This is a genomic window from Sinorhizobium sojae CCBAU 05684 (assembly GCF_002288525.1).
Taxonomy (GTDB): domain Bacteria; phylum Pseudomonadota; class Alphaproteobacteria; order Rhizobiales; family Rhizobiaceae; genus Sinorhizobium; species Sinorhizobium sojae.
Genome location: NZ_CP023067.1, coordinates 261,957 through 275,319, shown reverse-complemented (window position 1 = coordinate 275,319; position 13,363 = coordinate 261,957). Strand labels below are relative to the sequence as shown.

Sequence of the window (13,363 nt, the reverse complement as noted above, 5' to 3'; positions counted from 1 at the left end):
ATTACCTCACGGCTTCCAGAAGGGCCGCCATCATGGCGTCCACGGTACTGATCAACTTGGCCGATGCCTTGTAGGATTGCTCCAGATCGAGGAGCAGCGACATTTCCTCGTCGATGCTGACGCCGGTCACCTTGCCGAGCGCCTCTTCGGTGCGGGCCAGAAGCGCCGTCTTGTTTTCGTCGGCGGTGGAGGCGGCGCTGCGAATCTGCTCGAACCAGCCGATCGACGCGGCGGCGAACTCCATGATCGAGCTCGTGCCGTCGAGTCCCGTCGCCGCATCGAACGCCATGTCGGTGTCCATCGCAGCGATGTAGCCGTCGAGCAGTTCCGTATAGCCCGACGCACCGTCCACGTTGGAGATTACGGCGTTGAAGCCGCCGTCGCGCAGCAGAAACGGATCCGATTTCGCAAGCGGGTTGACCGACAGGGAGCTTGCGATGCCGGCTTCGATTGTGCCGGCGACGGGGACGGTTCCGCTCGCCCAGGTGAACAGGCCGGGCAGACCGCCTTCCTGGAAGAGTTCGACCAGCCCGCGCGCAAGCTCATCGAGCTGGGACTGGAAAGTCGGCGCGATGTCGTCGCGCATCTGCAGGAGGCCCGCCAGCTTGCCCTGCGCCGTCGTGTCGGCCCCCGAGCCGGCCGCGATCGGCACGCCGTCGACGAAGATGGCATTGCCGGCGGTGTTGGCATCATAGGCCGAGGTCGGCGTGAAGCTGACTTGGCGCGCCAGGGTCTCAAAGAGAACGGTGCCGCCAGTGGTATAGATGACGGTGTCGTTGTTGGCTCTGGTGACCGTCGAGATACCGACCAGCTCCGATATCTGCTTCAAAAGCTTGTCGCGTTCGTCGAGGACGGCGGTCGTGTCCGTTTCCGCCGCCGTCGCCGCCTTGACCGCATTGTTCGCCGTCTCGAATTGCGCCAGCAGCGCGTTCAGATTGGCGACCTCCTCGGCGATATCCTTGTCGGTGTCGAGACGCAGCGCCTGGACGGCCGCAGCCGTGTTGCTGATCGAGTTGGCAAGGTCGGTCGCGTCTGCCACCACGGTTGCCGCAAGGGTCGAGTTACCCGGCGTCGAGGCGAAAGTCTGAAGACTGTTGCGGAAGGCGGAGAGATAGGTCGAGGGCGCCGTCTCGTAGTCGTTGCCGCCGAGCGCAGATTTCAGGATTCCCAGGTCGGCAAGCAGGCTGCTCTGTGCGGAGGATTGCGAAATAGTGGCGAGGTTCTGCTTGAAGAGCGCCTCGTTCTGCGCCCGGTAGATCGAGACGATCTGAGCGCCGTTCGCGGTGGTTCCCAGCATGGCCATGCGGCGCGAGTAATCCGCGTTGCCCGCATTGGCGACGTTCTTCGACACCGTAGCCGTCTGTTGCGCCGTGGTGCTGAATGCTGACTGTGCAATCGCGATTGCGGAGGACAACGACATGCTGGGACCGTTTTCTTGGAATTACCGCTTCAGATTGACGAGGACTTCCAGCAACTCCGAGCCGGTCTGGAAGACCTTGGAATTTGCCGTGTAGTTGCGCTGCGACTCGATCATCGAGGTCAGCTCGTCGGCTACGTCGACGTTGGAGCTCTCCAGCGCACCGGAAAGAATGGTGCCGAAGCTGCCGGAACCGGCAAATCCCGTGACGATCACGCCCGAATCCACGCCCTGAGAGTAAACGTTGCCGGATTCCGGCACCAGCTTGTCGGGGCTCTGGACATTGGCAAGGGCGATGCGGTAGCGCGGCTCGAGTTCACCATTGGCATACTTGATATAGACGATGCCGTCCGTATCGATCTGATAGCCGGAAATCTCGCTCGGCGCGTTACCGTCGATCTTGCCGCCGTCCGGCGTGAACGAGGTTCCGAGCTGAGTGGTCGAGGAGAAATCGAGCGTAATGTCATTGAGTTCGGCGCCGGTCCCGGCGATCGTGCCGAGTGCGGAGCCGAGAATGCTCATCGTCGCCGGCGACGTGGTCAGCACGCCGCTTGTATCGAAGTCCAAGGTTTGGGTGCCAAGTGAAGTGCTCGATGCGCGATCGATGATCTCAAGCTCCCACTGGTTGTCGGCAAGCTTTTCGTAGTTGAAATCCAGGATGCGCGTGTTGCCCTGGCTGTCGTAAACGATGAGCGAGGTCGTGAACACGTCGCCATTCGCGGCGCCCGAGGGCAGGTTCGCGCCCATCGAACCCGCGGTCGAACCGGTCGCCGTCAGGCCTTCCGAGGCCAGATTGACCTTGGTCAGGCCGTCGAAGCCGTTGACGACGACGGTCGGGTCGACTCCGGCCTCGTATTCATAGCCCATCAGCGTGAAGCCGGCGGCATTGACGAGATTGCCCTGGTCGTCCTGGACGAAAGCCCCGGCGCGCGTCAGGTATTCCTGGCCGTTGGCGCCCTCGACGATGAAGAAGCCGCCGCCGTTGATCGCGAGGTCGCTGGCCGAGGTTGTGTAAGTGGTCGCCCCCTGGTCGGCAATGCTGTAGCGAACCTGGGTCTGGACGCCGCCGGAATTGTAGGAGCCGCTGCTCGACGGCAGGATCATCGAGGAAAATTCAGTCGATGCGCGCTTGTAGCCGACCGTGCTGGAGTTTGCGATGTTCTCAGCCACCGTGCTGAGGCGGTTGGCCTGGGCGTTCATGCCTGAGACGCCCGTTCTCATGCTACCAAAGAGACTCATTTCGATCCTCGTTTCCTGCTTCTTCCGGAGACTAGAAGGCCGGCCTTGCGTGAACCTGTCTTGGTGGGAATTTTGCCGATTCGGCCTCAGTTCCAGTCGATGCAGTAGCCAAGGAAGCGCTTGGAATCGATCGGGTCGAATCCGAGCTTCTTGCGCAACTTCTTGCGCAGCTTGCTGATATGGCTCTCGACGACGTTTTCTTCGACATCCTCGTCGAAGATGCCGTAGATGGCGTTGAAGATCTGCGATTTGGAGACACGGCGGCCGCGGTTGGCGACGAGGTATTCCAGAATGCGCCGCTCGCGCCGCGGCAGGGCGAAGACATCGCCGTTGATTTCCGGGTCGCGTCCGTCGGCAAAGACGCGGATCGGCCCGATATCGGTGTAGTTGGCGATTGCCTTCAGGCGACGGCGGATCGCCGCGACGCGTGCGAGGATCTCCCTCGGATGAACCGGCTTGCGCACGACATCGTCGACCCCGCAGTCGAACAGCGCCAGCGTGGTCTCGAGAGACGGCGTGTCGCTCATGGCGATAACGGGAGCCTCGGAGCGATCGCGAATGGCACGCGGCAAGGTCAGCGCGCTTTCGCCCTGGCCGATCAGGAAGGCCTCGACCGCGTCGATGTCGGAATCGGCGGCCGTGCTCACCCATTCGCCGAATTCTTTCGGATCGAAGCCGGTCGAGGGAATGCCCTCGCGACCGAACAGGGACGTATAGCCGTCCTTCACAAGCTCTCTTTCATCAACCACCACGATCATTCGTCCGCCTCCGAATCAGTATGGGTGTGTCACTGATTGAGAGGTACGAATCGTGGGATTCGCGAACAACTAGATAAAATTAATGGGGTATTTTAATAATTGATTAAGGATCGCGTGCCGATTTGATCTATATCTAGTAGGCATTCGTTAACATTGGCACTACCGACGTGTGGAAAAGTTAACGCCTCGCGACAAAAGGCCTTGCGATCACAATCTCTCCGCATTGTGGCCACAATGAGGAACGGATGCTAGAAATACAACCTTTGATGGCTATTTGCAGAAATGCGCCGCGTTCGGCGTCCACTTGCCGTAGCCGGTCGCGACGAGATTGGCGATGACCCGGCAGACATATTTCTTCTGCGCCGGATCGTTGTTCGGCCCGGCGTGGTAGCGCGCCACGGCCATCGTCCAGCTCTCGTGCCGGGCCCGCAGGTTGGACAGGAAGCGGGCGGCGTATTCGACATTCCGGCGCGGATCGAGCATTTCTTCCGGCGATCGGAATTGTTCTCCGTGAAAGTGATAATTGATCTGCATGCAACCGAGATCGATGAGCTTGGCGCCCCGCGCGCGTGCCGCGTCGAAGCGTGCCAGGACGTCCCGGGCGCTGCTTCCGAAATAGGCCTTGCCCTCGACGTTCATCGCATAGGGCTGAAGGGATCCTTTCCGGCCGGTCTCCGTCAGGCCGACCGAATAGAGGATGCCGGTGGGAATGCCATATTTCGCAGCGGCAGCGACGATTTCACCTTCGCAGGCGCCCCCGCTTGCAAAGGCGCTACATGTAGACGTAACCAGCGCGAGCGCGCTCAGCGCCAGTCGACGCATCATCCGTTCCGTCATTGCCCGTCCGCCTCTCTGCCGCGGCGGACTGGCTGCCGTCCTGCCGCTGACGTCCTTCGCCATTGCCCTCACCGGCCCGCTCCCGTCCGGACTGGCCGAGACCCGCTTGAGCCTGCGAGCCATTGCCGCTCGACGCGTCGCCGCCGGCACTGAGGGTGATGCTCACCTGGTCGACCGCGAAGCCTTGGGCGCGCAGTGCTTTCACCATCTCGCCCTGGTCGTCGCGCAATTGCCGGTAGGCGTCACCCGTCTCCACCTTCAACTCGACATGGAGTTCGTCGTCCTTGAGGCGCAGCGTCGCCGTGACCGTGCCGAGATCGATCGGGTGCATCTGGATCTTCAGCGTGTTCAGCATCTTGCCGGCCTGGCCCAGCGCTTCCGGCTGCGTCAGCGCGAGGCTCGACTGGAGCGCCTGCGCCCATTCGCCGTCACCGGCAATCGCGCTCGCGACCGACGCCGAATTCGTGTTCATTGCCACGCCGAGATAGCGGCGGGCTTCCAGCACGGTAATCGCTTCGGCCCTGGGCGCGGCGGATGATCCGCCGTTCTCGACGGCAACACGCTCGCCATCCGCCGAGATGTTCATGGATACCGCCTGGCCCTTCCCATCGGCGCGGGCGAAGCGGAAGAGCCGGTCGGTGGCGGCGTTATCGGATCCGTTCGCCGTCGGCAGATCGTCAGTCGGCCCGAGATCGGCGGCGTCGATCTTCGCCGCAAGCCCAGCTGCGGTCCTGTCACCCGACATGCGGGTCGCCTGGCCTTCCGCCGCGAGGCTCGCCGCCGGCTGTACCGGTCCGCCAAGCAGGGTCAGGAGATCATTGACAGTGGCGGCTGGGGGCTCGGCAGAAGCGGTGCTGGCGTCCGGCGCTTCGCCGCCGACGGCACCGCCCGTATCGACGCTGACCGCCGGCCCGTGCCCCTTCCCTCCCTTTGCATCCGCGATCCGCATAGGCGGTTCGTCCTCTAGGGTCTCGCCGCGTTCCGGCATCCTTCCACCGGCCAATTGCTGCAGGCGCGTCAGCGCTTTCTGATGTGCGTTGGCCACCCCCGGTTGCCCATCCTGAGAAGGCGCCTCATTCGCCGCGGCCTCGAGACCGTCGCTTGGCTCAACGGCGTCGCTTGCGGCCAGCATGCCCTTGCCGCCACGACCGAGCGCGGCATCCGCCGCCAGTTGCAAATCCGTTGCTGCGTTGCCGGCATCCTTAGCCGCATCCGGCGCCGCCTTTTGCCCCGGCCCCTTTTTCCGGCCGGCATCGGCGACCGCCGTCTCGAAGGCGCCGGCTTCGCCCGGGTGCTGATCCCGTCCGCCCTGCCGCGAACCGGACTTGCCGGAGACGGCGGCGGGAACGCCCAAGGCCTCGTTGACAGGGTTCATGGTCCTTCCTCCTCCAGGAGCGCATCAATCTCCTTGATCTTAGAGTGTCCATCGGCAAGGAAGCCGGCGAAGGCCGGATCGGCCGGTGCGGCGGCTTCCACGCTCGCGGCCGCTCCGTCGGGCACGTCCGCCACGGCAGGCACGGCGAAGGGGCTCATGCTGCTTCCCGTCTCCTCCGGCTCCGGCTTGCTTTCGTTGCGAAGGCGCTCTTCAGCTGTAGTCAGGGATGCTTGCGCAGGACTTACATCCTGTGGCGGTCGAACAACCGCATCAGCAATCGCCTTTGCTGCCTGCCGCAAAGCGCGGTCGCGCTGCGAGAGCCTTTCCTCCGAAATGGCGGTGATCGTCTGCGCCGCAGCGAAGACATCGTCCGAGGGAACGGCGGCGAGTCCCTGATAGAAGCTTGCCAGCAGCTGCGATTGCGAACCGCTGATCCCGGCCAGTTCCTCGGCGCGTCGGGACGCGAGCAGCGCCAGCGGCTGATGGCCGGCGATCGCCGCCCGCCGCGCAATGCGCAGGTAGACCTCGCGCTGGCGCGGCGGATCCATGAAGCCAAGGATCTCGGCGACCCGCTGCTCGGCCGCCTCGCCGAAGTTGGCGACCGCCAGCTCGACGAAGTCATCGGCGAACTGGCTGGCATAGGGGGATGTCAAATAGCGCCGCGCGTAGTTCAGCGCGTAGCGGAACCCTTTCTCGGGTTCACCGACCTCTGCCGCCAGTGCCACGGAACGGCGAAGTGCCGCCTCCTCGATGATGGATCCGGGCGCCGTCAGGCGCGCCCAGTCATAGTATTTCATCGCGGCGACGGGATCCTGCTGCGACGTGGCGTTGCCGAGAATCAGGAAGAGATAGGGGCCGATGCGGGAATTGCGGTATTCGGGCGCAGCCTTGGAGAGGTGCTCGACAATCAGCGGTCCCTTGCCGCGCAGATATTGTCGCAAGGCATCGGTGACGCGGGTGTCGAAGTTCCCCTCGACATCGCGATCCGTCAAGAGGTCCAGCGTTTCCGGATTGCCGCCGCTCATGACATAGACGAGCGCCGCATCGACATTGCGTGGGTCACGGAAGAGCGCCTGATCGGCCGCGCGCAGGCGCCGGTCGATTTCACCCAGGATGAAGCGCTGCATTTCGCTCGCGGAATGGTCGCCGAGCACGACGGAATCCTGGATATATTGCAGCGACCGTATCATCTTGAACGGCGCAAGCTCTTGCCCCTCGTTCGCCCGTACGGCACCGAACGCAATCGGAACCGCGAGAACCGATGTCACCAGAATGGTGCGCAGCCGCTTCAGCATCGCGCTCAACCCTGCCCCGACTGCAACAGGATTTCGATGCGACGGTTGGCCGGCGCGTAAGGATCTTCCGGCACCTGCAGGCGTCGGTCGGCAAAGCCGCTGATCTGACTGACGCGCTCTTCCCTGAGGCCGCCGCGCACCAGCATGTAATAGGCGCTTTGCGCGCGCGCCGCAGACAGCCGCCAGTTGTCATAGGTCCCGTCCTTGTAGGGACGGCCGTCCGTATGGCCGCGGATGGCGACGGCTCCCGGGCGCGTGGCGAGCAGGCTGCCGATCTTCTCCATGGTGAGCACGAGTTCCTTGTGCGGCACTGCGGAGCCGACGGAGAACATCGGCGCATCCGACTGCTCGCTGATCGTCACCAGCAGACCGCCCTCGGTGGGCGTGACGACGAGCCCCTCGAGAAGCCGCCCGGCCTCGCCGCCGACAGCCTTCTGGATTTCCGCCTTCAGAGCGTCCGCTTGCTTCTGCTTCTCCCGCTCTTTCTGCTTCTCCTGTTCCCTTGCCTCCTCCCTGGAAGCTTCCCCGTCTTCGGCGGGCATCTGTTGGAGCTCGGCCGTCTCGACAGGCGTCTTGCCATCGGCAGGTTCCGACTCATCTTTCTGCCCCTGCGCGGCTTCCTGTTCCTCCGCGACGTCGCTCTTTTCCGTGTTGCCGGCGCGCTTGACTTCGACCTGCTTGGTCCAGAAGTCCGGATCGAACGGATCGCGATAGGCCTCGCCGCCATCGGCGCCGGTGGCCGGGCCCGATTGGGCGGCACCGCCGTCGCCCGTGACGCTGATATTCGCCTGCTGACCAACCTCCTGGGCGATCTCGGAAAGCACGGAATAGGGGTTCTCGAAGAAATCGGCGTCGGAGTACTTGGTTTCTTCGCCGGAGGTTGCCGTCAGCTGATCGCCGGTCTTGGCCGAACCACCGGATTTTGCCTGGTCGCCTTCGGCCTTCGACCGCTGCTGTCGCTCTTCGCCCTCGGCGTCCTTTGCGGGATCCTTCAGCCCTTTCTCTGAGGGCTTCTCCTGCGTCAACTGCACCGGATTGAAGTAGGCGGCGATCGCCGCCTTCGTTTCCTCGTTGGCGGCATTGATCAGCCACATGACGAGGAAGAAGGCCATCATTGCCGTCATGAAGTCGGCATAGGCAATCTTCCAGGCGCCGCCGTGATGATCGCCATGGCCGCCGCCGGAACGCTTGACGATGATGATCTCGTTCTTGCCGTTGTGATGGCTTTCATTACTCATGCCAGAACCTTCCGGACGGTATCGGACCAGGCGGCCATCCTGGTGACCAGGATGGCATCGCCGAATTCGACCGTGACATCCACATCGGCCGACTCCACGTGGCGGAACACCATCGTGTCATCGGGCAGATGACCTTTCAGCGCCTCGAAAAGGGCAAGCGGCCCCTTGACGCTTATCGCAATATCCTCGCCGGCGGCGGTTCCCTGCCGGATGATGTCCGCGAGATTCTCTATGGCGCGGCTGAGCAGGGCTTTTTCCATGACGGGCGCGAGCACGCGCGCCGTCTGGTCCCCGAGTGCGAGCGCCAGCCGCTCCGTCATTTCCGCGAATTGAACGGCCACTTTCCGGGCGGCGTCCTCTTCAAGACGCCGGGTCAGGGCCTGCATCTCTTCCGCATGGCGGGCCTTCAGTTCGGCGATTTCCCGCTGGTGCTCGGCAGCAAGTTCGCCCGTGGCTTCGGCGCGGCCCTCTTCGAAAGCCGCACGGCGCTCGGCGTCGATGTCGATCTCGGGCATTGCGGGCCTCGCAGCGGTCTCGCCGTCGGGAAAGCCCGCATCGAGATCCGGGAAATATTTCGGCGGCATCCGCGTGAGCTCGATCTTCGGCGCGCTGAAATCCTTGAGGTAGCGCGAAAGCGACGCACTCATGGGCGCTCCCCTGCCCGCGCAAGAGCCGCCGCGCACCGCCGGTCCGGCAGAGGCAGCCTCATAGCCCCGAGACCCACGGCCCAGAAATCCAAAGAGCCTGACACGTTAGCACTGTCTCCTTCGGACCAGACCGCCCGAGACACGGCAGGATCCAACATTCTCGATTGGCGGCGGCACAAACCATCTTGGCCGGCATTCACCCGATGCGAAGAAAGGCTATCCGGTCAAACTTGTGCGAAAATGAAGGTGTTGGACCGCGCCAGGGCAATAGCGCGGTCCAACCGGCTTCCGCCGAGCCGATGACCGGCGGCGCGGCGGAAGGAAGGGGTTGAAATCAGTTTGGCGGATGCGGGCGGCGCTACCCCTCGGCCCTTCCGAGCGTCCACTGCCCCTCGCCCTAACCCTCTCCCCGCACGCGGGGAGAGGGTGCCGGCAGGCGGATGAGGGGCAGAGCGGATAGAAACTTGCCGCCATCATTCCGCTCTCCTGCCTCTCCGGAGCCCGCCCTTACTGCTGGAACAGGCGCAGAATGTTCTCGGAATTGGTGTTCGCGATCGAGAGCGACTGGATGCCGAGCTGCTGCTGGGTCTGCAGCGCCTTCAGCCTCGTCGATTCCTCGTTCATGTCCGCGTCCACGAGACGGCCGACACCCTTGTCGATCACGTCCATCAGGTTCGCGACGAAGCTCTCCTGCATTTCGATTCGCTTGGTGATGGCTCCGAGGGTCGCGGCGGAGTCGGTCAGTTGCTGGATGAGATTGTCAACGACGCGGAGCATGTCCGTCAGTTCCTCGTCGGTCGTCGAATCATCCATTGCGATTTCAGTGGCACCGGTGGGCACGGTTCCGACCGCGAGCAGGTAGTATTCGCGCGGGGTGCCAGTCGTATTCGGATCGAGCGCATCCGCGTCCATTGCCTTGGTGAGCATGCCGCGGCTTGCGTCTTCGACATCCACGAGAACGGATGTGGACGTGTCGTAGTCGAGCTTCGAAACCGTGACACTGCCGTCGGCGCTGCGATTGAACGAGGCCACAACGGATTTCGTGCCGATGGCCGGCGTCGCTTCGTTGTAGAGCCAGTTCTCGCCGGAAAAGGAGGCAGACTGGGCAGCCGAGAGCAGCTGGCTTTTCAGCTGGGCCATTTCCGAGTTGATCTTGTCCTTATCAACGCCCGGCTCCTGTGCCGCGACGAGCTTCGCCTTGATCTCGCTCATGACTTCCACGACGGTGTCGAGCGCGGCATAGAAGGTGTCCACCTTGGCGGCACCCAGGCCAAGCGCATCATGAACGGTGTCGAGGGCCGAATTGTCAGAGCGCATGGTGGTCGCAATAGACCAATAGCCGGCGTTGTCGGCCGCCGTTTCGACGCGGTAGCCGGAAGAAATCCGGGCCTGGGTCACTTCGAGGTTTCTGTTGATCGCGCGCAGGGTCTGCAATGCAGCCATGGCGGCTGGATTGGTCAAAATGCTGGTCATTGTGTGTTTGCCCTAAGGGGGAAGGAGCATCCGGTGAAGAGCCGGCAACGACGGTGGGCGTCATGCGCGCTGGCGCCTTATTGCCCTGGGCGGCCAGACCATCGTCCTTAACAAAGCGTTAACGGGAAATGGTTAACAAAGCGTTAACGCGGTTAAGGGACGATTGAGATCAGGAAGAATGGATTAAGCCGCGAAACGGGTTGCTGCATGCTCCTTGCGCGCAACGGAAGAAACCGCGCCTCTTGCGAAGCGCGGTTTCGATTTCGATGAGTGGGAGACTGTCCCGATACGATTAACGGAAGAGGGTGAGGATGTTTTCCGAAGAGGTGTTGGCGATCGACAGCGACTGGATGGCGAGCTGCTGCTGCGTCTGCAGGGCCTTCAGGCGAGTCGATTCCTCGTTCATGTCGGCATCGACGAGACGGCCAACGCCAGAGTCGATCGAGTCGGTCAGCTTGGAGACGAACTCTTCCTGGAGATCGATGCGCATGCCGATAGAACCAAGGTCGGCGGCAGCGCTGGTCATCGCCTCGAGTGCATCGTCAACCATCTGGATGAGTTGATCGAGCTGTCCACTGGTCGTGTTCGCGTCGATGGTAAGCGTGGCAACAGATGCGGTTGTAACCGTAGCGGGTGCAGCCGTCGTGTCGACTGCCCAAGACGTCGTACCGTCGTCATATGCAACTTCCTGCGTGGCGACGGTGGTCTGGTCGACAGCAGCGACCCAGACGTCATCAGCTACCTTTACATAGCTAAGAGCACCGCCGGTAGCGGAGTCACCGGTGAACACGCTGCCCGTGTCGGCGATGACGTCTTCGATCGTGTATGCGGTGACGGTATAGGCAGACGTGACGCCGCCGACATTAATGTTCAGCGTAATGCTGTCGTCTTCGATCGAGGTGAGATTGTCGAGAATGGCGGTGTCGCCGACCGTGTCAAAGAGTACCGTCGAAGTGCTGAGGGCGTAGTCGACTTTCTTGACCGAGACATTGCCCGAGTCGTCACGAACGAAAGAGGCGACGATGCTCTTCGTAACTGTGCCCGAGCTCAGATCGGTCTGCAGCCAGTTCTCGCCGGAGAAGGAGGCGGCCTCGGAGATGCTGACGAGTTGATCCTGAAGCTGCGTGATTTCTTCTTGAATCTTGTTTTTGTCGACGCCGTCTTCGGTAGCAGCAACGAGCTTCTTCTTGATTTCCTTGACGACTTCGATTGCCGAATCCATGCCGGCATACGCAGTGTCGACCTTGGCGGCACCGAGGCCGAGGGCGTCCTGGACGGCGGAGAGCGCCATGTTGTCGGAGCGCATGGTGGTCGCGATCGACCAGTAGGCGGCGTTGTCGGCGGCTTCACCTACGCGCAGGCCGGAGGAGACGTGAGCCTGCGTTTCTTCGAGGTTAGAGCCGATGGAACGCAGGGTCTGCAGCGCCGCCATGGCGGCGATATTTGTCAAAATGCTAGTCATAGGATGGTGCCCCTTGATGGCTGATTAAGGAAGGGACATTCCGGTCGCACCGGGAACGGCGATCAGCATCATGCCCGTCAAGCCTTTGTTTTAGAAGGCCAAACCCGCCGTTTCGATGGAGCCATCTAACCGCAATATGGTTAACGAATACTGAAGCAGATTCAGAAAAGCGAACGACCGCGCCCGTTGCCGAGCGCGGTCATTGCAATCCGGTCTGCGCAGGTCAGCCCACCCGCGCTCGCAACCATTAGCGGAACAGCGAGAGCACGTTCTGCGAGTCGGAGTTGGCGATCGACAGGGCCTGGATGGCGAGCTGCTGCTGCGTCTGCAGTGCCTTGAGGCGCGTCGATTCCTCGTTCATGTCGGCGTCGACGAGGCGGCCGATGCCGGATTCGATCGAGTCGCTCAGGTTGGAAACGAATTCGCTCTGCATTTCGATCCGCGAAGAGATCGAGCCGAGCGAAGCGGCTGCGCTGGTCATGGAAGTCAGGGCGTCGTCAACCATTTGGATGAGCTGGTCGAGCTGACCGCTGGTCGTATTCGAGTCGATGGAGAGCGTAGCGACGGATGCGGTTGTGACCGTACCCGGGGCAGCCCCCGTGTCGACTGCCCAAGACGTCGTACCATCATTGTATGCGACTTCCTGTGTAGCGACAGTGGTCTGGTCGACGGCGGCCACCCAGGTGTCGTCAGCCACCTTGACGTAGCTAAGCGCACCGCCCGTGGCAGAGTCGCCCGTGAAGACGCTACCCGTGTCGGCGATAACGTCTTCGGTCGTGTACGCAGTGACGGTATAGGCCGATGTGACGCCATCGACGTTGATGTTCAGCGTGATGCTGTCATCTTCGATCGAGGTGGCGGCATCGAGGATACCAGTGGCGCCAGCCGTATCAAAGAGAACGCTTGTCGTGCTCAGATCGTAGTTGACCTTCTTGACCGAAACGTTGCCGGAGTCATCGCGAACGAAGGAGGCGACAACGCTCTTCGTGACTGTACCCGAGCTCAGATCAGCCTGCAGCCAGTTCTCGCCCGAGAAGGATGCAGCATCAGCGATGCTGACGAGCTGGTCCTGAAGCTGGGTGATTTCTTCCTGAATCTTAGCCTTGTCGACGCCGTCTTCGGTGGCGGCCGTCAGCTTTGCCTTGATTTCCTTTACGACTTCGATCGCCGATTCCATGCCGGCATAGGCGGTATCAACCTTGGCGGCGCCGAGGCCGAGGGCGTCCTGGACGGCCGAGAGCGCCATGTTGTCGGAACGCATGGTCGTCGCGATCGACCAGTAGGCAGCGTTGTCCGAAGCGGAGCCGACGCGCAGGCCGGAGGAGACGTGAGCCTGCGTTTCTTCCATGCTGGAAGAGATCGAGCGCAGCGTCTGCAGCGCGGCCATTGCGGAGGTGTTGGTGAGAATGCTCGTCATTTTCGTTTGTCCCTTACGAAATACGGATTGGGGGGACATACCGGACTGAATTTCGTTTACCGGTCACGACGATCCGGCCTCATGCCACTCGGCTCCGCTCCACTGGTGAAGGACGCCAAACCCGTCGTGTGGGGACGAAATTCGCAGTCATTCATTGCCAAGAACTTAACCGGGGGGAAGGACTGGGAGTGGCGAAAGAACGTGG

The 13,363-nt window shown here is 62.2% G+C and carries 11 protein-coding genes; all 11 read right to left on the bottom strand.

The annotated features are described in order from the left end of the window. Position 1: 1 nt before the first annotated feature. The 11 genes from flgK to SJ05684_RS01250 all read right to left on the bottom strand — a co-directional run bounded on the left by flgK (position 2) and on the right by SJ05684_RS01250 (position 13,158). Positions 2–1,420, bottom strand: a complete 1,419-nt coding sequence (flgK, locus tag SJ05684_RS01305) for a flagellar hook-associated protein FlgK (protein ID WP_034851837.1) — start codon at positions 1,418–1,420, stop codon at positions 2–4. A gap of 21 nt (positions 1,421–1,441) precedes the next feature. Beyond that, a complete protein-coding gene (locus tag SJ05684_RS01300) occupies positions 1,442–2,656 on the bottom strand; it encodes a flagellar hook protein FlgE (RefSeq protein ID WP_034851834.1) in 1,215 nt (404 codons plus the stop codon). Between the two features lie 86 nt (positions 2,657–2,742). Next, positions 2,743–3,414: a transcriptional activator Rem gene (rem, locus tag SJ05684_RS01295; RefSeq protein WP_034851832.1), complete on the bottom strand. Its 672-nt coding sequence runs from the start codon at positions 3,412–3,414 to the stop codon at positions 2,743–2,745. A gap of 270 nt (positions 3,415–3,684) precedes the next feature. Next, positions 3,685–4,251, bottom strand: coding sequence for a transglycosylase SLT domain-containing protein (locus SJ05684_RS01290; RefSeq protein WP_085938981.1), 567 nt, complete (start codon positions 4,249–4,251; stop codon positions 3,685–3,687). Then, the gene (locus tag SJ05684_RS01285; protein ID WP_034851821.1) at positions 4,187–5,626 is read right to left on the bottom strand and encodes a flagellar hook-length control protein FliK; all 1,440 of its coding nucleotides are present in this window, start codon (positions 5,624–5,626) and stop codon (positions 4,187–4,189) included. Before SJ05684_RS01285 ends, SJ05684_RS01290 begins: the two co-directional genes overlap by 65 nt. Beyond that, a complete protein-coding gene (gene motC / locus SJ05684_RS01280) occupies positions 5,623–6,921 on the bottom strand; it encodes a chemotaxis protein MotC (RefSeq protein ID WP_034851819.1) in 1,299 nt (432 codons plus the stop codon). The genes SJ05684_RS01285 and motC overlap by 4 nt, the downstream gene beginning before the upstream one ends. A 5-nt stretch (positions 6,922–6,926) precedes the next feature. Continuing rightward, a complete protein-coding gene (locus SJ05684_RS01275) occupies positions 6,927–8,159 on the bottom strand; it encodes a MotB family protein (protein WP_034851816.1) in 1,233 nt (410 codons plus the stop codon). Next, entirely contained in the window at positions 8,156–8,806 is a 651-nt protein-coding gene (locus SJ05684_RS01270; RefSeq protein ID WP_034851814.1) for a hypothetical protein, read from the bottom strand. The genes SJ05684_RS01275 and SJ05684_RS01270 overlap by 4 nt, the downstream gene beginning before the upstream one ends. Positions 8,807–9,313: 507 nt before the next feature. Next, positions 9,314–10,279: a flagellin N-terminal helical domain-containing protein gene (locus SJ05684_RS01260; RefSeq protein WP_034851790.1), complete on the bottom strand. Its 966-nt coding sequence runs from the start codon at positions 10,277–10,279 to the stop codon at positions 9,314–9,316. A 292-nt stretch (positions 10,280–10,571) separates the two neighbouring features. Then, positions 10,572–11,741 (bottom strand): flagellin N-terminal helical domain-containing protein, encoded by a 1,170-nt coding sequence (locus SJ05684_RS01255; protein ID WP_034851788.1) that lies wholly within the window; start codon positions 11,739–11,741, stop codon positions 10,572–10,574. A gap of 247 nt (positions 11,742–11,988) precedes the next feature. Then, positions 11,989–13,158, bottom strand: a complete 1,170-nt coding sequence (locus SJ05684_RS01250) for a flagellin N-terminal helical domain-containing protein (RefSeq protein WP_034851786.1) — start codon at positions 13,156–13,158, stop codon at positions 11,989–11,991. Positions 13,159–13,363 lie beyond the last annotated feature (205 nt).